Raw genomic sequence first — 21,229 nt, forward strand, 5'->3', positions numbered from 1 at the left:
TCGGCAAAGCTTGAACCCCGCGCCCATGATCCTAGAGTGGCGGCAGAACGGGGGACAGGACGACCATGACGACAAGGATGATCGGACCCGAGGCCGAGGCGAGGCTGGACTGGATCGCGTTGACCGATGCTCTGGCGGCGGGCCATGCGCTGCCGCGGGCGACGGTGGCAGACACGTTCCTCTATCGCGGCGATGACACGCTGCTGACGCGGTCGGCCTGGATCGACGGGCTGGGGCTGGCGGTCAAGGCGGCCTCGGTCTTCCCAGGCAATCCGGCGGGCGGAGAAGAGATGGTCAACGGCGTCGTGAACCTGCTGGACGACAGGACGGGCCGGCTTGAGGCCATCGTCGATTTCCACCTGGTCACCCGCTGGAAGACGGCTGGCGACAGCCTGCTGTCGGCGCGGCGCCTGGCGCGCAAGGACGCGCGTCGGGTGCTGATCGTCGGCGCGGGCAAGGTGGCGGCCAGCATGATCGACGCCTATCGCGCGCTGTTCCCCGACGCGCAGGTCAGCATCTGGAACCGCAGCCCGCAGGCCGCGCGCGATCTGGCGGCCCGCACGGGCGCGACGGCGACCGAGGATCTGGAGCGTGCCGTGCGCGAGGCCGAGGTCATCGCGACCACCACCATGGCTCGCGACTCTATCATCCGCGGTGCCTGGCTGCAGCCCGGCACGCATCTGGACCTGATCGGCGCCTATCGCCCCGACATGCGCGAAGTCGACGACGAGGCGATATCACGCGCGGCGCTGTTCGTGGACAGCCGCCAGACGACCATCGGCCATATCGGCGAAATCCAGATTCCGCTGGACAACGGCACGATTTGCGAAAGCGACATCCGCGCCGATTTCTATGACCTGCCCTTGGGCGCCTATGCCCGGCCCGACGACGACGCGATCACCATCGCCAAAAACGGCGGCGGGGCGCATCTGGACCTGATGACCGCGCGCCACATCCTTCAGGTGGCGGGGTAGGGGGCGGTCCAGGGACGCAGCTCGGCCTCCATCCAGGTGCCGTGGGCGGCGTTCGGGAAGACGATCCAGTCCTGCCCGAAGCGGTGGGCGTTCTCGCCGGTCAGGCGGTGCTGGTCGTCCAGCGTCGCACCAGCGAAGCAGCCGTCAAAATCGTGCAGCGTGTCGCCCAGGTGCAGCACGACGCGGTGGTCGCGCTCGACGGCGGCGCGGCGTTCGGCCTTGGGCGGCCCGAACAGCAGCACCTGTTCGGCGCGGACCTGCGGCAGGCCAAGGCGCGACAACGTGGCGATGGTCGCCAGCTTGTTTTCATCGAAGCGGTCCGAGACGTAGAAGATCGTGACACCCAGGCTGTCGGCCAAAGCGAAGAACTCGGCCGCGCCGGGGATCAGGTGGGGATCGCCCTCACGCTCCCACAGCTTCCAGGCGTCGGCGCTGTGGAAGGCGCCGTTGTGGTGCATGGCCATCGCCATGACCGCGCTATTGTCCAGGATCGTCTCGTCGATGTCGCTGACCACAGCAAGACCCGCGCCGCCGCCCGCCTGTTCGACCGCCTCGCGCAGGCGCAGGGTCGCCAGCGCATAGCATTGCCGTTGCAGCGCCTTCACCTCGGCCGAGGCCTGCTGATAGCGGACGGCGATGGCGTGGTCGTGGGGTGTGCGGTCGGTCATGGCGGCTCCTTCGCGGGCAGGCTAGGCTGCCCGCCAGCGAAGGTCAAACCGCCGCCGGGACCGGGATCCGCACCGGCGCCTCGCGCACGGGCAGGTGGATCAGCGCGCTGAAGGCGCCGACGCCCACGCCGATCCACCAGACCAGCAGATAGTCGCCCGACACGTCATAGAGCCAGCCGCCCAGCCAGACGCCCATGAAGGAGCCAATCTGGTGCGACAGGAACACGAAGCCGTAAAGCGTCGCCATGTAGCGCAGCCCATAGATATACGCCACCAGCCCCGAGGTCAGCGGCACCGTCGCCAGCCACAGCCCGCCCATGACCAGCGAGAAGACGATGACCGTCCCCGGCGTCATCGGCGTCAGGATGAAGGCGGCGGCAGCAATGGTGCGCAGCGTATAGATGCCGGCCAGCAGGTATTTCTTGGTGTAGCGCTTGCCCAGGTACCCCGCCAGGATCGCCCCGCCGATATTGGCCAGCCCGATCAGGGAGATGGCGATGGCCCCCAGGGCCGATGTCGTGGTGATGCTCAGGTCCGCCAACATGCCAGTCGGGTCGATGGGGCCGCACATCTCGGTGATCATGGCGGGGAAGTGCGCGGTGATGAATCCCAGTTGATAGCCGCAGGAAAAGAAGCCGGCGAAGATCATCAGATAGGACGGGTCGCGGAAGGCGCGCTTCAGGACCGTGCCCATGCTGTCCTCCAGCTCTGACCGGGTGGCGGGGCGGCCGTCGCCCAGCATCGGCAGGAACAGCAGCGTGGCCAGGACGATCACGCCGAAGATGATGAACACCGACTGCCAGTGATAGAAGCCCAGCAGGATCTCGGCCAAGGGCGCGCCGAAGACCTGCCCCGCCGAACCGGCGGCGGTGGCGATGCCCAGGGCCAGGCTGCGGTTTTCGTCGCTGGCGGCGCGGCCGACGACGGCCAGGATGACGCCGAAGCCGGTGCCGGCGATGCCGAAGCCCACCATGATCTCCAGCAGCTGGACGCCGGCCGGCGTTGTCGCGAAGGCCGTCAGGATCAGGCCGAGGCTGTAGAGGATCGCGCCCAGGATGATCGCCCAACGATCGCCCCAGCGTTCCGCCAGCGCGCCGAAGATCGGCTGCCCGATGCCCCAGGCCAGGTTCTGGATGGCGATGGCCAGGCTGAATTCGGCGCGCGGCCAGCCGAAGTCCTCGGCCACGGGAATCTGGAATACGCCGAAGCTTGCGCGCAGGGCGAAGTTGATCAGCAGGATCAGCGAACCGCCGATCAGGACCGGCGTGAAGATGCGGGCTTGGGTCATGTCAGGGCCTTGGGAAGATCAGGCCCTCAGCGTTGCCCCCGGTCGGGGACAACGTCAATCACGCAATTGTATGGGCGCAATCGCGCCTCAGCGACGGTTCAACTCGTTCTGGATCGAGAAACGTGACGCCGGCATTGAGCCACCCTTGCGCATCTCGCCCAGGATCACCGTGGTCTTCTGGCCGCTGTCGTCGGTCACGACCCACTGGCGAAGCTCGGTCGGGCTGGTGAAGACCATCTGGATGTTGCCGTTCTGCGGGCGCTGAGGGTCCTGGGCTGTGACGACCGTCGCATTGTCGCGTTCGGAATGGCCCACGACCATGCCCTGCCGGCCAAGGTTCACGTTCGCGTCCAAAATGATCGACAGCGGCGTTTCGGACAGCGGGTATTGCTGCGGGCCGCCGTTCGACTTCGGGTCAAAAATCGCCACGTTCCCGCCCGAGGCCAGCACCAGCGTCGGGTCGTTATTGTATTCGAACCGCACCCGACCGGGGCGCTGGATATAGACTGTGCCGGTGGACACGGTCCCGTCGGGGTTCACCTGCGTGAATTCGGACGTGACGGTCGTCAGGCTGTTGAGATAGCGCGAGATCTCGTTCAGCGAGATCCGCTCTGCCAGCGCCGGGAAGGCGAGGGCAAGGACCAGGGCGGGCGCAAGGGCGAGTGAGCGTATGTTCATGGGTTCGATCTTATCCTTTCGCCGCGGACTTGCACATCACGTCTGCCGGATGGACGCGGCGGGGAACGATCGCGCCGCCGTGACGGTTCCGGCCGGATTGTTTCAAAATGACGCACTTGCCCAGAACACACAGGGAACATATCTTTCAGCCATGGCACAGCGCACCCTTCAGCAGAAGCTGGCGATCCTGTCGGACGCGGCGAAATACGACGCCTCCTGCGCATCCAGCGGGACCGACAGGCGCGATTCGCGCAGCGGCGGGATCGGCTCGGCAGGTGGCACCGGCATCTGCCACGCCTATACGCCCGACGGGCGCTGCATCAGCTTGCTGAAGATCCTGATGACGAATTTCTGCATCTATGACTGCGCCTATTGCATCAACCGGGTCAGCAGCAACGTCGAACGCGCGCGCTTTTCGCCCGAAGAGGTCGTCAGGCTGACGCTGGAATTTTATCGCCGCAACATGATCGAGGGGCTGTTCCTGTCGTCCGGCATCATCCGCAGCCCCGATCAGACGATGGGCGACATGGTCCGCATCGCGCGGATGCTGCGGGTGGACCATGGGTTCAAGGGCTATATCCACCTGAAGACCATTCCCGACGCCGCCCCCGACCTGGTGGCCGAGGCGGGGCTTTACGCCGACCGCCTGTCGGTGAACATCGAACTGCCGCAGGACGCCAGCCTGCGCCACCTGGCACCGGAAAAGCGGCCCGAGACGATCCGCGCCGCCATGGCCGACGTACGCCTGAACCGCGAGGCCGCCAAGGAGCGCAGCCATACCGGAAAGCGCCCGCCACGGTTCGCGCCCGCCGGCCAGTCGACGCAGATGATCGTGGGGGCCGATGCGGCGACGGACCGCGACATCCTGAAGACCTCAGCCAATCTCTATTCTGGCTATCGGCTCAAGCGGGTTTATTATTCGGCTTTCAGCCCGATTCCGGACAGTTCCTCGGCCCTGCCGCTGATCAAGCCGCCGCTGATGCGGGAACATCGGCTTTATCAGGCCGACTGGCTGATGCGCTTCTACGGGTTTGAGGCGGACGAGATCGGCGCGGCGCATCCGTCTGGCAATCTCGACCTGGCAATCGACCCCAAGCTGGCTTGGGCCTTGGCGAACCGGGCGCAGTTCCCTGTGGACGTGACCCGCGCCACGCGCGAGATGCTGCTGCGCGTGCCGGGCTTCGGGACGAAGACTGTCGACCGGATCCTGGCGGCGCGGCGCAGTGGGGCGGTCCGCTATGGCGATCTGCTGCGCATGGGGGCGATCATGTCGAAGGCGCAGCCCTTCGTGACGCTGCCCGACTGGCGTCCGGGCGGGTTGACCGATAGCGACAGCCTGCGCGCCAGGTTCGCCCCCGCGCCAGAACAGCTGAGCCTGTTCTGATGATCCGGATTACGTTGCCGCGCTTTGGTCGTTTCGACGCTTGGCGCGATGCGGCCCGCGACCTGGCCCGCAGCCGGGTCCTACCCGAAAGCGTGGCCTGGGCAGACGCAGATACCCCCGCCGACCTGTTCGGGTCCCAGGCTGCGCCGCCGCCCGGCGATTATCCCGTCACCGCCACCAAGGATTTCCTGCAGCTGGCGCGGCAGGTCGCCAGCCACTCGGACGCTGAACGCTGGTCGCTGCTTTACGGGGCGCTGATGCGGGCGCAGACGGACCGCGCGTTCCTGTCGAACCCCGCCGACCCGATGCTGGACCGTCTGACCCGCATGGCCAAGTCCGTGCGCCGCGACATCCACAAGATGCACGCCTTTGTGCGCTTCCACGAACTGCCCTCGGACGGCCCACGCCGACGCTTCGGCGCCTGGTTCGAGCCGGAGCATCCGGTCCTCGAGGCTGCCACGCCCTTCTTCGCCAAGCGCTTCGCCGACATGGACTGGGCCATCGCCACGCCCGAAGGTGTCGGCACCTTCACCGGAGGCGACATCACCTATGATCCGCCGGGCCCACGGCCAGACCTGCCTGACGATGCCAGCCATGAGCTGTGGCAGACCTATTTCGCCAACATCTTCAACCCCGCCCGCATCAAGACCGACGCCATGCGGTCCGAGATGCCGAGGAAATACTGGAAGAACCTGCCCGAGACGCGGCTGATCCCCGAGATGCTGGCCGATGCGCCGCGCCGCGTGCAGGCCATGCGGGACGCCGGCGCGACCGAGGCCCCGGCCTTCGCCCCCCGCGTCACCGCCCGCATCCGCCAGCAGCCGGACGACACCGTGCCCGACAGCCTGGAACAGGCGGCGGCCCAGGCCGCCCGCTGCACGCGGTGCGAACTGTGTCACGCGGCCACCCAGACCGTCTTCGGCCAGGGCGATCCTGGATCAGGCTTGATGATCGTGGGCGAGGTTCCGGGCGACCAGGAGGATCTGGCCGGCAAACCCTTCGTTGGCCCGGCGGGCCAGCTGCTGCGCCGGACGATGTCCGAGGTCGGGCTCGACCCCGGCCGCGCCTGGCTGACCAACGCGGTCAAGCATTTCCGCTTCACGCCGCGCGGCAAGCGGCGAATCCACCAGACGCCCGACCGGTCCCATGTCGACCAGTGCCGCTGGTGGCTGGACCTGGAACGCAAGTTCGTCGCGCCCAGGCTGACGGTCGCCATGGGGGCGACAGCGGCTCTTGCACTGACCGGGAATCGCGCGGCCTTGACGCCTCGCCGCGGCGGGGTCGAGCCTGCCCGCGACGGCGGCCCGGTGCTGATCACCTGGCACCCCAGCCTGATCCTGCGCCTGCCGGATGACCGCGCCCCGGCGGCGCTGGCCGAACTGCGCGGCGATCTGGCCCGCGCGGCCGAGATGGTCGCATGACCTTCGATCCGTCTCCACTCCTGATGAATAAGGCAAGCGACCCGGCTGCGGCGCAAGCTGCAGGCGCTGCTGGTGAAGATTCATCCCTGACAACCCGAGCTTCGCCGAATCGCTGACGCGCGGTTCCGGCTGGCGTGATCAGCAACCTGCTCAGCCGGTGGCTGCGCGAAGGCCTTCGGCCTATAGCGGCCGGCCGGTCAGCAGGCGCGGCATCGGATCGACCGACAGCCCCGCCGCCTGGCGCATGAAGCCCCGCCGCAGGCCGGGGATGCCCGTGACCAGCCCCATGCCCAGCCCGCGCATGGCCGAGATCAGGCCGTTGTCGGTCCCGAACATCCGGTTGACGCCATCCATTCCCAACGCCAGCGAAGTCGCATCGAAGCGCCGCCAACCCTGGTAGCGTTCCAGCACAAGCTCGCTGCCGATATCCTCGCCGCGCCGTGCGGCCTCGACCACGACCTCGGCCAGGGCCGCCACGTCGCGAAGGCCCAGGTTTAGGCCCTGGCCCGCAATCGGGTGGACGCCATGCGCGGCATCGCCCACCAGCGCCACGCGCGGCGCGGCATACCGTTCGGCCAGTGACAGGCTGAGCGGGTAGGTGAAGCGCGGTCCGGCCAGCGAGATGTCGCCCAGGAAGTCTCCGAAGCGGGGGCGCAGGACCGATAGGAAGCCGGCGTCATCCAGCGTGGCGATGGCGCGGGCATTGGCGTTTGTTTCCGACCAGACGACGCTGCTGCGATTTCCCGGCAGGGGCAGGATCGCCAGCGGGCCGGTGGACATGAAATACTGATGCGCGATGCCTTGGTGCGGCCGGGCATGGTCGATCGCCGCCACCAGCGCCGTCTGCCCATAATCCCACCCCTGCCGTCGGATACCGGCACGCGCCGCCACGCCGGACCGGCGACCGTCGGCGCCGACAAGCAGACGCGCCGTCAGGCTGCGCCCGTCCGACAAGGATACGGTCACCCCGGCCGGGCCCGCCGCCTGGTCGGTCACCGCGACGCCCGGCATGTGGGTGACCTTTCCCTCCATCGCCGCCAACAGCCCGCGATAGAGGAAGCGGTCCTCGAGCATATGGCCCACGGGGCCTTCCTCGGTCTCGGCGCTGTCGAAATGGAGGAAGAAGGGCGCGGCACCCTCACCGGGCTGGCCCTGCGACGCTTTCACCTGGCGGATCGGCTGGCTGTCCTCGGCCAGGCCGGACCACAACCCCAAGGCGCCCAGCAGTCGCACCGATGCCACCGCCAGCGCATAGGCGCGCCCGTCGAAGACATCGCCGGACCGTGCCGCCAGCGGGCGCGGGTCGACCACCGCAACCTGCAGGCCCGCCTGCGCCAGAGCCAGCGCCAAGGTCGGACCGTTGAGGCCGCCGCCGGCGATCAGGACGTCGAAATCGTGTTTCATGCGGGGATCAATGCACGGGCGGGCGTCAATGGCAATGCGACGCAGGGTCCTCGGCCGCCAGAAGCGCGGCAAGGCCGGTGCGATAGTCCGGATAGCGCAGGCTGACGCCCAAGTCGCGCTTGATGCGGTCGTTCCGCACGCGTTTGCTGTCGCCATAGAAGGACCGCGCCATCGGTGACATCTGCGCCTGATCGAAGGGAACCGCCGGCGGGACGGGCAGGTCCAGCAGACGTGCGGCATGTTCGATGACGTCCTGCGGCGGGGCTGGGTCGTCGTCGCAGACGTTGTAGATCCCGACCGGTGCCGGCGACAGGATCGACGCCAGAAGAACCTGGGCGATGTCTTCGACATGGATGCGCGAAAATACCTGTCCCGGCTTGATGATCCGCCGCGCGGTCCCGTCGCGGACCTTCTGGAACGGCCCTCGGCCAGGGCCATAGATGCCGGCCAGCCGAAAGATGTGCAGCGGCAGGTCATGGGCGCGGGCCAGGGTTTGCCAGTCAGCCTCGGCCCTGATGCGGGCCTGGCCGCGCGGGCCGGACCCGTCCAGCACGCTGCCCTCGTCCACCCAGCCGCCCTGCCGATCGCCATAGACGCCAGTGGTTGACAGATAGCCGACCCAGGCGGGGCGGGCGCGCGCCAAGTCGTCGCGAAAGGCGGCCAGCACCGGATCTCCGCCCTCGGCCGGCGCGGTCGAGACCAGGATCGCGTCGGCCCGCGCGATCGCGGCGCGCACCTCGTCCTCCTGTCCCGGCCATCGGAGGGGATGGGCGCCGGCTGCGGCCACGCGGTCCGGGTCGCCACGCGTGGTGCCGGTGACGCGCCAGCCCCGTGCCGTCAGCAGGGGCGTCAGATAGCCGGCCGAATAGCCGTGACCGAAGACGAGCAATTCCATGGCGGCACCGTAACGGCCCCCGCGTCCGGGCGCCAGACGCTTGCCTGCGCTGCCGCCTGCTGGCAGGGTCTGTGCCATGCAGCAAGGACATGACCAGATGACGGATTGCCGTTTCCTGCCGGTCGAGACTCCGCCGGCCCTCGACCGCCGCGATTATGCCGACGCCACCGAAGCCGTGGCACGACTGCGCGCCCTCTATGACCAGGCGACGGGCTTCCTGCTGGAAAATTTCACGCGCGTCCTGCATGGCGCGGCACCCCAGGCGCGGTACCGGGCGTTCTATCCCGACATCCGGCTGATCATCCCCACGCATGGCAAGGTCGACAGCCGCCTGTCCTTCGGCCATGTCGTGGCGCCTGGCGTCTATTCTGCGACCATCACCCGGCCGGACCTGTTCCAGAACTATCTGACCGAGCAGGTCGGCTTGCTGATGAGGAACCACGGGGTTTCGGTGTCGGTCGGCGTCAGCGACACCCCGATGCCGGTGCATTTCGCCGTGGCCGCGCAGAGCGACCTGGCCGTGCCGCAAGAGGGCGTGCTGGATTTCAGCCTGCGCGACGTCTTCGACGTGCCCGACCTGAACACCATGAACGACGACATCGTGAACGGCGTCGCAGGGCCGATGCCAGACGGCAGCCAGCATCTGGCCGCCTTCACCGCGCAGCGCATCGACTATTCGCTGGCGCGGCTGGCCCATTACACCGCCACCGCGGCCGAGCATTTCCAGAATTTCGTGCTGTTCACCAACTATCAGTTCTATGTCGACGAATTCGAGGCCTTCGCCCGCCGCGTCCTGGCCGAGCCCGACCTGGGCTATACCGAGTTCGTGGCGCCGGGGAACCAGGTCATCCACGGGCCGCAGGACAGCATCGATGTGCTGTCGAAGATGCCGCAGATGCCGGCCTATCACCTCAAGCGGGCGAACGGGCAGGGCATCACACTGGTCAATATCGGTGTGGGGCCGTCGAACGCCAAGACGGCGACCGACCACATCGCGGTTCTGCGCCCGCATGCCTGGCTGATGGTCGGCCATTGCGCGGGGCTGAGAAACAGCCAGTCATTGGGAGATTTCGTGCTGGCCCATGCCTATCTGCGCGAGGATCACGTCCTGGACGACGACCTGCCGGTCTGGGTGCCGATTCCTGCGTTGGCCGAGGTGCAGGTAGCCTTGCAGGAGGCCGTGGCCGAGGTGACCCGGCTGGACGGGTACGAGCTGAAGCGCATCATGCGAACGGGCACCGTCGCCACCATCGACAACCGCAACTGGGAGTTGCGCGACCAGTCAGGCCCCGTCCACCGCCTGTCTCTGTCCCGCGCTGTGGCGCTGGATATGGAAAGCGCGACCATCGCCGCCAACGGTTTCCGCTTCCGGGTGCCATACGGCACGCTTCTCTGCGTCAGCGACAAGCCGCTGCACGGTGAATTGAAGCTGCCGGGGATGGCCACGGACTTCTATCGCACCCAGGTCGCCAACCACCTGCTGATCGGCATCCGGGCGATGGAGAAGCTGCGCGACATGCCGCTCGAACGCATCCATTCGCGCAAGCTGCGGTCATTCAGCGAGACGGCCTTCCTGTGATGCGGCTTTGAATCCCCAGCAAACGCAGGTTTTCGCGCTAAAGCCGAAAAAGGCTTGATCTGCCCGTCAAAACCGTGTGTAGCAGGCGATATGCCGCAAAAGGCGCAATTTGTGGGCCCGGTGGAACAGGGCAAGAGGAGACAGACCATGGCTACGGCTTCTGCCAAACCGATGACCAAGACCCAGCTGGTGGCGACCCTCGCCGAGGAAATGGGCTCGGACAAGAAAACCGCGACGGCGGCTCTGGACGCGATCACCGCCATCGTCACGCGCGAAGTCGCCGGTGGCGGCGCCGTGACCCTGCCGGGCATCGGCAAGGTCGCCTGCCGCGCCCGCCCCGAGCGTCAGGTCCGCAACCCGCAGACCCAGGAAATGATGACCAAGGCCGCCGACAAGCAGGTGAAGGTCACGATCGCCAAGGCCCTGAAGGACAGCGTCAACAGCTGATCCTGCCGGTATCCGGACATGATGGGGGTCGTGCCTGCGGGCGCGGCCCCTTTGCTTTGCGGCTTCACGCGGGCGTGACGGTCTGCTAGCCGTCTTGCATCACCTGCAAGAAAGGCCCGCCACATGGACATTCGTGCGATCCTGATGGGATTGGGCTTTGCGGTGATGTGGGCCTCGGCCTTCACCTCGACCCGGATGATCGTGACCGAGGCGCCGCCCCTGATGTCGCTGGCGCTGCGCTTTGCGCTGTCGGGCGTGGCGGGGGTGCTGATCGCGCTGATGATGGGCCAGACCTGGCGCGGGCTGACGCGCGGCCAGTGGCGGGCCGTGGTCGTGCTGGGGCTTTGCCAGAACGCCCTTTATCTGGGGCTGAACTGGACGGCGATGCAGTGGATCGAGGCCGGTCTGGCGTCCATCATCGCCGCGACCATGCCGCTGATGGTCGCCTTCCTCGGCTGGACGCTGATGGGGGAACGCCTGCGCCGCATGGGCGTCGCGGGCCTGTTCCTAGGCGTGCTCGGGGTCGGGATCATCATGGGCGCGCGGCTGCAGGGCGGCAGCGACCTCACCGGGATCGCCATGTGCTTTGCCGCGGCTCTGGCCCTGGCCGTCGCTACGCTGACCGTGCGCGGCGCCAGTTCGGGCGGCAACGTCATGATGGTCGTGGGCCTGCAGATGCTGGTGGGCTCGCTGACCCTGGGCCTGATCGCCCCGTGGTTCGAGACCTGGGACGTCACCTACAGCCCGCGCCTGGTCTGGGCGTTCCTCTATACCGTGATCGTGCCGGGGCTGGCGGCGACCTGGGTCTGGTTCCTGCTGGTCGGCCGCATCGGGGCGGTCCGTGCGGCGACGTTCCACTTCCTGACGCCGTTCTTCGGGGTGGCAGTCGCGGCCCTTCTTCTGGGCGAAGATCTGGGGGCGGGCGATGTGATCGGCGTCGCGATCATCATGATCGGCATCCTGGCGGTGCAGCTGTCCAAGGCGCCGCTTCCGGTCAAACGTCCACCGCCCAGCTGAGGTGGATCCAGCGCGCGCGCTGCCGCGTTGGTCGTGAAGGGTCCGCGACGCTTTGCCGTCGTTGATTTTCACGAAATGTTCGCCATCTTGGTTTCATGCGCGCCGACCAGATCCTTCACCCGACCGAGGCTGGACTTTACTGCCCGCCCGGAGATTTTCACATCGACCCGGTCCGCCCGGTCCCCCGCGCGCTGATCACGCATGGGCATGGCGATCATGCCCGTGCGGGCCATGGCGCGGTCATGGCCACGCAGCAAACGCTGGACATCATGGCCATCCGCTATGGCGAGGATTTCACCCGGACCCGTCAGGCCGCTGATGGCGTGACCCGGGTCGGGAACGTCGAGGTCAGTTTCCACCCCGCCGGGCACATCCTGGGATCGGCACAGATCGCGATCACGCCCGACAAGGGGCCGAAGATCGTCGTGTCCGGCGACTATTGTCGTGCGCCGAACCCCGTCTGCGCGTCCTATGAACCCGTGCCCTGCGACATCTTCGTGACCGAGGCGACCTTCGGCCTGCCGGTGTTCCGCCACCCCGACCCGCTGGCCGAAATGACGCGCCTCATCGCCAGCATGGCCGAGTTTCCAGAACGGCCACACCTGATCGGCGCCTATGCCCTGGGCAAGGCGCAACGTGTCATTGCGCTGGCGCGGCAGGCGGGCATCGATGGGCCGATCGCCATTCACGGCGCGCTGCAGCGGCTGTGCGATTTTCACGTGGAACAGGGGATCGACCTCGGCCCGTTGGTTCCCGCCACGGCCAAGGAGGTGGACGCGCAATTGGTCATCGCGCCGCCCTCGGCCTTCGCCAGCGCCTGGGTGCAGCGGTTCCAGGACCCGGTGATCGGCTTTGCCTCGGGGTGGATGGCCGTCCGCGCCCGCGCCCGACAGCGCGGGGTCGAGCTGCCGCTGGTCATCAGCGATCATGTGGACTGGCCGCAGGTGACCCAAACTATTCGCGAACTGTCCCCCGACGAGGTCTGGATCACCCACGGGACCGAGGATGGCTTGATGCGCTGGTGCGAGATGGAGGGCTTTGCCGCCCGCCCCCTGCGCCTTGTCGGCTACGAGGACGAGCCCGAATGAAGGCCTTTGCCCACCTGCTGGAACGGCTGGCCTTCACCGCCGCGCGCAATGCCAAGCTGCGCCTGCTGCGGCATTACCTGGAACAGACCCCGGATCCCGACCGCGGCTATGCCCTGGCAGCGCTGACTGGCGATCTGAAGCTGCGGGCAGTCACGCCGGCCCTGCTGCGCGGCCTGATGGCCGAGCGCGTGGACGCGCAGCTGTTCGCCCTGTCCTATGATTTCGTGGGCGATCTGGCCGAAACCATCGCCCTTCTGTGGGACACGGACCAGGATCAGGACGTGCCGCTGCACCAAGCCGTCGCACTTTTGTCCAACACGGGCAAGGCGGGCCTGCCGGCCGCGATCGCCGACATGCTGGACAGGCTGGGGCCGTCGCAGCGCCTGGCGTTTCTCAAGCTGGCGACGGGCAACATGCGCGTCGGACTGTCGGCGCGCATGGCCCGCATCGCTCTGGCCGACATGGGCCCGCCCGAGGTCAAGGACATCGAGGAGATCTGGCACGGCCTGACGCCCCCATATCAGCCGCTTTTCGACTGGATCGGAGGCGGCGCGCGCCCCGAACATGCCGCACGCGCGCCGTTCCGCCCGGTGATGCTGTCGACGCCGGTCGATCTGGACCAGCTGCGCGCTTTCGATCCCACGGATTATACCGCCGAGTGGAAATGGGACGGCATTCGCGTGCAGGCCATCAACGACGGGAATACGCGCAGGCTCTATTCCCGGACCGGAGAGGATATCGGCAAGGCCTTTCCCGACCTGCTGGACGCGTTGAACTTTGACGGTGCCCTGGACGGAGAGCTGTTGGTCAGGCGCGGGGAAGATGTCGCGCCCTTCGGAGACTTACAGAAGCGCCTTGGCCGCAAGGCAGTAGGTCGCGCCATGCTGGAGAGCCATCCGGCAGGGCTGCGGGTCTATGACGCAATGATCTGGCAGGGTCGCGACCTGCGCGACCTGCCCCACCAGGACCGCCGTGCCGTGCTCGAGACCGCGGATTTCGGCAGCGACCGGATCGACCTGTCGCCGCTGTTGCCGTTCGCGACCTGGGACGACTTGGCGGCCCTGCGGGCCGACCCGCCAAGCGTGGTCATCGAGGGCGTGATGATCAAGCGCCGCGACAGCGCTTACGTCGGCGGCCGGCCGCGCGGCCCCTGGTTCAAGTGGAAGCGCGACCCGATGGTGGTCGATGCCGTGATGCTCTATGCGCAACGCGGGCACGGCAAGCGGTCGGGATTCTACAGCGACTTCACCTTTGGCCTCTGGGACGGGCCGCAGCTGGTGCCGGTGGGCAAGGCCTATTTCGGCTTCACCGACGAGGAACTGCGCGAGCTGGACCGCTTCGTCAGGAACAACACGACGGAGCGCTTCGGCCCCGTACGCGCCGTCGCGCCCAAGCTGGTGCTGGAGGTCGCGTTCGAAGGGCTGAATGCCTCGCCCCGCCACAAGTCGGGCGTCGCGATGCGGTTCCCGCGCATCAGCCGCATCCGCTGGGACAAGCCTGTGGCCGAGGCCGACCGGCTGGAGACGCTGAAAGACATGATTCCGTGAACCTGCCGCAGGACTTCCAGGACTGGTTCGCCGCGCAGGGCTGGCAGCCGCATCCCCACCAGATCGACCTGCTGAACGCCACGGGCGACAGCCTGCTGATCGCGCCGACCGGTGGCGGCAAGACGCTGGCCGGGTTCCTGCCCAGCCTGGTCGAATTGCGCGATCCGCCGGGCGGGCTGCACACGCTCTATGTCTCGCCGCTGAAGGCGCTGACGGCAGACATCGCGCGCAACCTGTCGCGTCCGGTTGCGGATCTGAACCTGAAGATCCGGATCGAGGACCGGACCGGCGACACAAGGTCCAGCCAGCGGGCGCGGCAGCGCATCGATCCGCCCGACATCCTGCTGACGACGCCCGAATCCCTGGCGCTGATGCTGTCCTATGAACAGGCACCGGCAATCTTCGGCAGCCTGCGCCGCGTGGTTCTGGACGAGCTGCATGCCCTGGCCGAAAACAAGCGCGGCGACCAGCTGATGCTGTGCCTGTCGCGGCTGAAGGCGCTGGCCCCCCGGCTGATCGTCACTGGCCTGTCGGCCACGGTCGAGGACCCTGATCGCCTGGCCCGCTTCATGGGCAGCGCGACCGTGATCCACGCCGATCCCGGACCAGACCCCGACATCGCCATGCTGCCGACCACGCGTCCCGCGCCCTGGGCCGGGGGAGGCGGCCATTACTCGGTGCCCGATGTCCTGACCGAGGTCGCGCGCGCCAACACGACCATCATCTTCATCAACACCCGCGCGCAGGCCGAGCTGTTCTTTCAGGCGATCTGGGCCGCGAACGACGCAAACCTGCCCATTGGCCTGCATCACGGCAGCCTGTCCCGCGAGGCGCGCCAGCGGGTCGAGGCAGCCATGGCCGCGGGCGAACTGCGGGCCGTGGTGGCCACCGGCAGCTTGGATCTGGGCATCGACTGGGGATCGGTCGATCTGGTGATCCAAGTCGGCGCACCCAAGAACGTCAAGCGGCTGGTCCAGCGGATCGGGCGGGCCAACCACCGCTACAACGCCCCCAGCCGCGCCCGCATCGTTCCCGCCAACCGGTTCGAGGTCATCGAATGCGTCGCGGCCCTGCAGGCCGTGCGCGAGCGCGACCTTGATGGTGACGACCGTGGGCCGGGGCCGCTGGACGTCCTCTGCCAGCATATCCTCTTGACCGCCTGCGCGGGCCCCTTCGATGCCGACGACCTGTTCAGAGAGGTGCGCGAGGCCGGGCCCTATCGGAACCTGGACAGGGAGGATTTCGATGCCTGTCTGGATTTCGCGGCCACCGGCGGCTATGCGCTGCGGGCCTATGACCGCTGGCAGCGGCTGATGCTTCGCGACGGGCTGTGGCGGCTGCGCGACCCGCGGGCCGCGCGCGACCTTCGCATGAACATCGGCACCATCGTCGAGGCCGAGATGCTGAAGGTCCGCCTGCGCGGCCGCGGCGGCACGCCCTTGGGCGAGGTGGAAGAGAGCTTTGCATCATCCCTGGTCCGTGGCGACACCTTCCTGATCGGTGGGCAGACTGTCCGCTACGATGCGCTGCGAGAGATGGTGGTCGAGGTTACCAGGCAGCCGACGAAGGAACCTCGGATTGCCGTCTATTCCGGGCTGAAGCTTGCAACCTCGACCCAGCTGTCGCACAGGGTGCTGGCGCTGGTTGGCGATCCGGCGGCGCATGCGGGACTGCCCGAGGACACGCGCCGCTGGCTGGCCCTGCAGGCCAGGGTCAGCACGTTGCCGCGCCCCGGGGTGCTGGTCACCGAAAGTTTCGAGCATCACGGCCGCTGGCACTTCGTCCTCTATGGCTTTGCCGGCCGGCATGCATTGCAGACCCTGGGCCTTTTGATGACCCGGACGATGGAGATCGGCGGGCTGGGTCCGATCGGCTTTCTGGCGACCGACTATGCGCTGCTGATCACGTCGCTGGACGCGGTAACCGATCCGGCGCCGCTTCTGGACCTGGACGGGCTGCGCGGAGGCCTCGGCGACTGGCTGGCCAGCAATGCAGTCATGAAGCGAACGTTCCGCAATGTGGCGGTCATATCCGGTCTGATCCAGCGCAACCTGCCGGGCCAGCGGAAATCCGGGCGGCAGGCGACATTTTCCAGCGACATCCTGTATGATACTTTGCGCAGGTATGATCCCGACCATCTGTTGCTGCGCATCACCGCCGATGAAGCGCGGCGGGGGCTTGTGGATTTCGACCGAATCGAGGAAATGCTGGGCCGCACCGACCGCATCGACCACCGGATGCTGGACCGCGTTTCGCCCCTCGCCGCGCCGCTGATGCTCGAGAAAGGACGCGTTCCCATTGCCGGCCAGGCACAAGAGCGGATGGCCGAGGCCGAGGCGGCGGCGTTGATGGCAGAGGCGGGATTGACGACGTGACGGCCCATTCCTTCGATTTCAACGGCCAGCGCCTTGACGCACGGGCCTCGGGCGCGCTGTTCTGGCCGGCGCGGCGCTGTCTGGTCGTGTCTGACCTGCACCTGGGCAAGTCCGAGCGGATGGCGCGGCGCGGCGGCGCCCTGCTGCCGCCCTACGAGACCGAGGCGACCCTGGACAGGCTCGAGGCGGAGATCGCCGCGACCGATCCCGACATCGTCGTCAGCCTGGGCGACGGGTTCGACGACGATGCGGCGGGACGCGGCTTGCCCGATGCCGTCTGCCAGCGCCTGCGCACGATGGCGGACGGGCGGCGCTGGATCTGGATCAGCGGCAACCACGACCCCGGTGCGATCTGCCCCAGAATGCCGGGACAGTCGGTGGATGCGCTGCATGACGGGCTGGTCCTGCGGCACGAGGCCGGGCAGGGACCGGACGTGTCGGGGCATTACCATCCCTGCGTGACGCTGGCAGGGCAGCGGCTGCGTTGCTTTCTGGTCGGGCGGGATCACCTGATCCTGCCTGCCTTCGGAACCTATACAGGCGGATTGCCGGTGACGGATGCGGCGCTGGCGCGGCTTGTGCCGCAAGGCATCGCCATCGCCTGTGGCGGGCGCCCCTTCGTGCTTCCGGTGGGCCTTCAGCGTCAGCCACGTAAAAAGGCCGGCGGATGGCGCCGGCCCTTCTGAGATCTGCAAGGCGGTTCAGAACCGGAAGTTCACGCCGACCTTGACGTTGCTGTGCGTCGGCGTCGCCCGCGTCGCGACCGAGGTATCGCCGTCGGTGTCGAATTCGACCGTGGTTTCGCCGAAGTCGCGATACTGGTATTCCGCGAAGACCGACATCCGTTCCGACATCTGGCGTTCCAGCCCTAGGCCGAGGGCATAGCCGGTGTTTGAATAGCCGACGGTCTCCGAGCTGTCGTCCTGGCTGCCGATATAGTCGAATTCGCCATGCGCGACGCCGGCGGTGCCGTAGACGAGCGTGCCGGGCGAAACCTCGTATCCGGTCTTCATGACCAGCGTGGCCACATATTTGACCTCGCTTTCAAGGGTGCCGTCGAAATCGAACGCGGCGACAGGGTCGCTACCGTCAACGCTGCCGCCTTCGATGCCCAGCTCGGGTCCGAAGACCCACTTGTTGCGCTGCCAGCGATAGCCGACATGCAGGCCGCCGGTGATGCCCTTGATGTCGGCCTCGCCCAGGTCGGTGGCCCGGCGGGGGGGTTCGTCGCCGGACAACTCTTCGAAGCCGATCTCGTCATCGCCACTGAAGGAATAACCCAATGATCCGCCGACATAGCCGCCGGCCCAGTTGCTGACCGCCACGGGCGCGACCACGACGGGCGCCACGTCGACCACCGGCGCGACGACCGGTTCCCCTGCCAACGCGGCTTGGCTGCCGATGAAGACCGCGGATGAGACGGCGAGTGCCGTCGCAATTCGAACTGCGTGCATGATGGACTCCTGGTGACTGCGGCCGGAGGGCGGCCAGATAGCAAAAGCTTCCTTCAACTAATGCAGAACGAGGAGGGGCGGATCAAATGAAAGGGCAGACTTGGCGGCAGATCCGGCCAATGTCAGGCCGGCCGTGGTCTTTCTGCAACAACCTGAAGCTGTGTTGGTGCGGGCCGACCCCGCGGGTATGAGCGGGTCAGCCCAAGGGCAGGGAGCCGGACGATCTGCGCACTCTCCAGAATGTCTGCACCTCGACCCGCGTCCGCTCCTGCTTTGCCTGCTGCATGTGGCCACACGCTGCCGGTTCGGGAAGGCGTATCAGATTGAGAGCCGCAGGCGTCGTCCCCTACGTGCCGCCGCGATGCATCCTACACCAACAGCGACAAGGCCTGCGCACGGGGACGGGTATCGCCTCAATGTATCAGTCATCATGATTTGAACTGCAGGAAGACTCATCCACTTCCCCACGGGCGCGCGGATACCGCGCACCCGCCGAAGCGCCGGTCAAGTGTCCAGGTTCTCGACGTTCAGCGCGTTCTGCTGGATGAATTCGCGCCGGGGTTCGACCACGTCACCCATCAGCTTGGTGAACAGGTCCTCGGCTTCGGCAACGTCCTCGATCCGGACCTGGAGCATGGTGCGTGCGACCGGGTCCAGCGTAGTTTCCCACAACTGCTCAGGGTTCATCTCCCCCAAACCTTTGTAGCGCTGGAGCGAGAGGCCCTTTTCACCTTCCAGGAACACGGCCTGAAGCAGGCCAAGGGGACCGTGGATCGGCTGGTCGCGGTCCTTGCGGACAAGGCGCGCGGGCTGGCCATAGATATCTTGCAGCGCCTGCGTCATCTCTCCCAACCGGCGGCTTTCGGCGCTGCGCAGCATCTGGCCGTCCAAGGTTCGGTTCTCCTCGACCCCCCGAAGCGTGCGCGACAGGCGGATGCCGGCATCCTGCGTCGGACGGCCCTGCCAGCCGCGCTCGTACTCCTCGGCGATCAGATCCAGACGGGCGGCCACCTCATCGGCGGCGCCTTGGGCGTCACGGTCGATCCGGCCGGGCAGCAGCGCCCCGGCGATGGCTGCCTGTTCGGTGATATGGGGCGGGTAATGGGTCGGATAGGCGCGCAGGACGCGTCGGGCCACCCGCGCCTCCTCGACCACGCGCGCAAGGTCGTTTCCGGTGATCTGCTGGCCGTCGGCCAGACGCAGCGTCGCGCCTTCGACGCCCTGCTGGATCAGGTAATCCTCAAGCGCGGCCTCGTTCTTCAGATAGACCTCGGACCGGCCGCGGCCGACCTTGTAGAGCGGCGGCTGCGCGATATAGAGGTGCCCCGCCTCGATCAGTTCGGGCATCTGGCGGAAGAAGAAGGTCAGCAGCAGCGTGCGGATGTGGGCACCGTCCACGTCGGCATCGGTCATGATGACGATCTTGTGGTAGCGCAGCTTCTTCAGGCTGAATTCGTCACGCCCGATCCCGGTGCCGAGCGCGGTGATCAGCGTGCCGATCTGGTCGCTGGACAGCATCCGGTCGAAGCGCGCCCGTTCCACGTTCAGGATCTTGCCGCGGAGCGGCAGCACCGCTTGGTTCTGGCGCGAGCGGCCCTGTTTCGCGGAACCGCCGGCGCTGTCACCCTCGACGATGAACAGTTCCGACAGCGCGGGGTCCTTTTCCTGGCAATCGGCCAGCTTGCCGGGCAGAGACGCCACGTCCATGGCCGTCTTGCGGCGCGTCAGTTCGCGAGCCTTGCGCGCAGCCTCGCGGGCCAAGGCTGCCTCGATGATCTTGCCAACGATCTGGCGGGCCTCGGCCGGGTTCTCCTCGAACCACTCAGCCAGCTTTTCTCCTACCAGACCCTCGACCGCAGGGCGCACCTCGGAGGACACCAGCTTGTCCTTGGTCTGGCTGGAGAACTTCGGATCCGGCACCTTTACGGACAGCACGCAGGTCAGGCCTTCGCGCGCGTCGTCGCCGGTGAAATCGACCTTCTCCTTCTTGGCGATGCCGCTGTCTTGGGCGTATTTCCCGATCACACGCGTCAGCGCGCCGCGGAAACCTGCCATATGCGTGCCGCCGTCGCGCTGCGGGATGTTGTTGGTGAAAGGCAGCACGGTTTCGTGGTAGCTGTCGTTCCACCACATCGCGACCTCGACCCCGATGCCGTTCCTTTCGCCGGTCATGAAGATCGGCTCGGGCATGACGGCGGTTTTCGAGCGGTCGAGATACTTGACGAACTCCCGCACCCCGCCCTCGTAAAACAGCTCGGTCCGCTGGACCTCGGCATGGCGCGCATCCTCGAGGATGATGCGGACGCCGCTGTTCAGGAAGGCCAGTTCCCGCAGCCGGTTCTCCAGCGTCTTGAAGCTGTATTCCAGGTTCGAGAACGTCCCGTCCGGGTGGTTCGTCTTTGCCGAGGCCATGAAGCGCACCTCGGTCCCGGTCTCGCCGGGAGCATCGCCCACCACGCGCAGGTGTTCGACCGTGTCGCCATGCTCGAAGCGGACAAAATGCTCTTTGCCGTTGCGCCAGATCCGCAGCTCCAGCCAGTCCGACAGCGCGTTCACGACCGAGACGCCGACGCCATGCAGGCCGCCCGACACCTTGTAGCTGTTCTGGTCGAACTTGCCGCCCGCATGCAGCTGGGTCATGATGACCTCGGCCGCGCTGACGCCCTCGGATGCGTGCATGTCGACGGGGATGCCGCGGCCGTTGTCGCGCACGCTGACGCTGTTGTCGGCGTGGATCTTGACCTGGACGAAGTCAGCGTGACCGGCCAAGGCCTCGTCGATGCCGTTGTCGACGACCTCATAGACCATGTGGTGCAGGCCGGACCCGTCGTCAGTGTCGCCGATATACATGCCGGGCCGTTTGCGCACTGCCTCCAAACCCTTGAGAACCTTGATGGAAGAGGCGCCGTATTCGACGGGCTGCTGCGCGGTGTCGGTCATGCTTCGGGGTTCCTGTTCATATCGTCCCGATATAGGCCCTCGGGCAGGCAAAGTCACGGCATTGACAGGG

General features: G+C 67.1%; 18 protein-coding genes. 10 read left to right on the forward strand and 8 right to left on the reverse strand.

The features are described 5' to 3' along the window. The first annotated feature begins 65 nt into the window (after positions 1–65). Positions 66–974 (forward strand): ornithine cyclodeaminase family protein, encoded by a 909-nt coding sequence (locus OC184_RS02565; RefSeq protein ID WP_265505620.1) that lies wholly within the window; start codon positions 66–68, stop codon positions 972–974. Here OC184_RS02565 and OC184_RS02570 read toward each other — a convergent pair. The 3 genes from OC184_RS02570 to OC184_RS02580 form a co-directional block, all read right to left on the reverse strand. Next, positions 959–1,642: a 5'-nucleotidase, lipoprotein e(P4) family gene (locus tag OC184_RS02570; protein ID WP_265505621.1), complete on the reverse strand. Its 684-nt coding sequence runs from the start codon at positions 1,640–1,642 to the stop codon at positions 959–961. The genes OC184_RS02565 and OC184_RS02570 overlap by 16 nt on opposite strands. Positions 1,643–1,685: 43 nt before the next feature. Next, entirely contained in the window at positions 1,686–2,930 is a 1,245-nt protein-coding gene (locus tag OC184_RS02575; protein ID WP_265505622.1) for an MFS transporter, read from the reverse strand. An 87-nt stretch (positions 2,931–3,017) separates the two neighbouring features. Further along, the gene (locus OC184_RS02580) at positions 3,018–3,608 is read right to left on the reverse strand and encodes a LolA family protein (protein WP_265505623.1); all 591 of its coding nucleotides are present in this window, start codon (positions 3,606–3,608) and stop codon (positions 3,018–3,020) included. Between the two features lie 151 nt (positions 3,609–3,759). On the opposite strand from OC184_RS02580, the gene OC184_RS02585 reads away from it, so the two are divergent. Continuing rightward, entirely contained in the window at positions 3,760–4,992 is a 1,233-nt protein-coding gene (locus OC184_RS02585) for a putative DNA modification/repair radical SAM protein (protein ID WP_265505624.1), read from the forward strand. Continuing rightward, on the forward strand, positions 4,992–6,413 hold the full coding sequence (locus OC184_RS02590; RefSeq protein WP_265505625.1) for a UdgX family uracil-DNA binding protein: 1,422 nt from the start codon (positions 4,992–4,994) through the stop codon (positions 6,411–6,413). Before OC184_RS02585 ends, OC184_RS02590 begins: the two co-directional genes overlap by 1 nt. Before the next feature lie 180 nt (positions 6,414–6,593). On the opposite strand, the gene OC184_RS02595 is transcribed toward OC184_RS02590, so the two are convergent. Continuing rightward, the gene (locus OC184_RS02595) at positions 6,594–7,817 is read right to left on the reverse strand and encodes a UbiH/UbiF/VisC/COQ6 family ubiquinone biosynthesis hydroxylase (protein ID WP_265505626.1); all 1,224 of its coding nucleotides are present in this window, start codon (positions 7,815–7,817) and stop codon (positions 6,594–6,596) included. 25 nt (positions 7,818–7,842) lie between these two features. After that, complete coding sequence (locus OC184_RS02600; RefSeq protein WP_265505627.1) at positions 7,843–8,712, reverse strand: SDR family oxidoreductase; 870 nt, start codon at positions 8,710–8,712, stop codon at positions 7,843–7,845. Positions 8,713–8,809: 97 nt separating this feature from the next. Between OC184_RS02600 and OC184_RS02605 the strand changes: the two genes are divergently transcribed. From OC184_RS02605 to OC184_RS02615, 3 genes are all read left to right on the forward strand, one after another. After that, positions 8,810–10,291 carry an AMP nucleosidase gene (locus tag OC184_RS02605; protein WP_265505628.1) on the forward strand — a complete coding sequence of 494 codons (1,482 nt, stop codon included), beginning with the start codon at positions 8,810–8,812 and terminating at the stop codon, positions 10,289–10,291. 147 nt (positions 10,292–10,438) lie between these two features. Next, on the forward strand, positions 10,439–10,738 hold the full coding sequence (locus OC184_RS02610) for an HU family DNA-binding protein (protein WP_265505669.1): 300 nt from the start codon (positions 10,439–10,441) through the stop codon (positions 10,736–10,738). Between the two features lie 123 nt (positions 10,739–10,861). Next, the gene (locus OC184_RS02615; protein ID WP_265505629.1) at positions 10,862–11,755 is read left to right on the forward strand and encodes a DMT family transporter; all 894 of its coding nucleotides are present in this window, start codon (positions 10,862–10,864) and stop codon (positions 11,753–11,755) included. Positions 11,756–11,823: 68 nt separating this feature from the next. Here OC184_RS02615 and OC184_RS02620 read toward each other — a convergent pair whose 3' ends face one another. After that, the gene (locus OC184_RS02620) at positions 11,824–11,988 is read right to left on the reverse strand and encodes a hypothetical protein (protein ID WP_265505672.1); all 165 of its coding nucleotides are present in this window, start codon (positions 11,986–11,988) and stop codon (positions 11,824–11,826) included. Here OC184_RS02620 and OC184_RS02625 point away from each other — a divergent pair. Genes OC184_RS02625 through pdeM form a run of 4 tightly spaced genes read left to right on the forward strand, consistent with a single transcriptional unit; the run spans position 11,917 to position 17,451 of the window. Next, a complete protein-coding gene (locus tag OC184_RS02625) occupies positions 11,917–12,843 on the forward strand; it encodes a ligase-associated DNA damage response exonuclease (RefSeq protein WP_265505670.1) in 927 nt (308 codons plus the stop codon). The genes OC184_RS02620 and OC184_RS02625 overlap by 72 nt on opposite strands. After that, the gene (locus OC184_RS02630; protein WP_265505630.1) at positions 12,840–14,390 is read left to right on the forward strand and encodes a cisplatin damage response ATP-dependent DNA ligase; all 1,551 of its coding nucleotides are present in this window, start codon (positions 12,840–12,842) and stop codon (positions 14,388–14,390) included. The genes OC184_RS02625 and OC184_RS02630 overlap by 4 nt, the downstream gene beginning before the upstream one ends. Further along, positions 14,387–16,765, forward strand: a complete 2,379-nt coding sequence (locus tag OC184_RS02635) for a ligase-associated DNA damage response DEXH box helicase (protein ID WP_265505631.1) — start codon at positions 14,387–14,389, stop codon at positions 16,763–16,765. Before OC184_RS02630 ends, OC184_RS02635 begins: the two co-directional genes overlap by 4 nt. Further along, on the forward strand, positions 16,762–17,451 hold the full coding sequence (gene pdeM / locus OC184_RS02640) for a ligase-associated DNA damage response endonuclease PdeM (protein WP_265505632.1): 690 nt from the start codon (positions 16,762–16,764) through the stop codon (positions 17,449–17,451). Before OC184_RS02635 ends, pdeM begins: the two co-directional genes overlap by 4 nt. 15 nt (positions 17,452–17,466) lie before the next feature. Here the strand turns inward: pdeM and OC184_RS02645 are convergent, their stop codons facing one another. Both OC184_RS02645 and gyrB read right to left on the reverse strand, forming a co-directional pair. Further along, positions 17,467–18,219 (reverse strand): outer membrane protein, encoded by a 753-nt coding sequence (locus tag OC184_RS02645; RefSeq protein WP_265505633.1) that lies wholly within the window; start codon positions 18,217–18,219, stop codon positions 17,467–17,469. 504 nt (positions 18,220–18,723) lie between these two features. Further along, positions 18,724–21,159, reverse strand: coding sequence for a DNA topoisomerase (ATP-hydrolyzing) subunit B (gene gyrB, locus OC184_RS02650; RefSeq protein WP_265505634.1), 2,436 nt, complete (start codon positions 21,157–21,159; stop codon positions 18,724–18,726). Positions 21,160–21,229 lie beyond the last annotated feature (70 nt).

Source organism: Paracoccus rhizosphaerae, from assembly GCF_026162645.1.
Lineage (GTDB): Bacteria > Pseudomonadota > Alphaproteobacteria > Rhodobacterales > Rhodobacteraceae > Paracoccus > Paracoccus rhizosphaerae.

What these genes read in the sequence shown, in the direction of transcription:
- OC184_RS02565 (WP_265505620.1), top strand. Translation starts at nt 66, where the DNA reads ATGACGACAAGGATGATCGGACCCGAGGCCGAGGCGAGGCTGGACTGG.
- OC184_RS02570 (WP_265505621.1), bottom strand. Translation starts at nt 1,642, where the DNA reads ATGACCGACCGCACACCCCACGACCACGCCATCGCCGTCCGCTATCAG.
- OC184_RS02575 (WP_265505622.1), bottom strand. Translation starts at nt 2,930, where the DNA reads ATGACCCAAGCCCGCATCTTCACGCCGGTCCTGATCGGCGGTTCGCTG.
- OC184_RS02580 (WP_265505623.1), bottom strand. Translation starts at nt 3,608, where the DNA reads ATGAACATACGCTCACTCGCCCTTGCGCCCGCCCTGGTCCTTGCCCTC.
- OC184_RS02585 (WP_265505624.1), top strand. Translation starts at nt 3,760, where the DNA reads ATGGCACAGCGCACCCTTCAGCAGAAGCTGGCGATCCTGTCGGACGCG.
- OC184_RS02590 (WP_265505625.1), top strand. Translation starts at nt 4,992, where the DNA reads ATGATCCGGATTACGTTGCCGCGCTTTGGTCGTTTCGACGCTTGGCGC.
- OC184_RS02595 (WP_265505626.1), bottom strand. Translation starts at nt 7,817, where the DNA reads ATGAAACACGATTTCGACGTCCTGATCGCCGGCGGCGGCCTCAACGGT.
- OC184_RS02600 (WP_265505627.1), bottom strand. Translation starts at nt 8,712, where the DNA reads ATGGAATTGCTCGTCTTCGGTCACGGCTATTCGGCCGGCTATCTGACG.
- OC184_RS02605 (WP_265505628.1), top strand. Translation starts at nt 8,810, where the DNA reads ATGACGGATTGCCGTTTCCTGCCGGTCGAGACTCCGCCGGCCCTCGAC.
- OC184_RS02610 (WP_265505669.1), top strand. Translation starts at nt 10,439, where the DNA reads ATGGCTACGGCTTCTGCCAAACCGATGACCAAGACCCAGCTGGTGGCG.
- OC184_RS02615 (WP_265505629.1), top strand. Translation starts at nt 10,862, where the DNA reads ATGGACATTCGTGCGATCCTGATGGGATTGGGCTTTGCGGTGATGTGG.
- OC184_RS02620 (WP_265505672.1), bottom strand. Translation starts at nt 11,988, where the DNA reads ATGGCCCGCACGGGCATGATCGCCATGCCCATGCGTGATCAGCGCGCG.
- OC184_RS02630 (WP_265505630.1), top strand. Translation starts at nt 12,840, where the DNA reads ATGAAGGCCTTTGCCCACCTGCTGGAACGGCTGGCCTTCACCGCCGCG.
- OC184_RS02645 (WP_265505633.1), bottom strand. Translation starts at nt 18,219, where the DNA reads ATGCACGCAGTTCGAATTGCGACGGCACTCGCCGTCTCATCCGCGGTC.
- gyrB (WP_265505634.1), bottom strand. Translation starts at nt 21,159, where the DNA reads ATGACCGACACCGCGCAGCAGCCCGTCGAATACGGCGCCTCTTCCATC.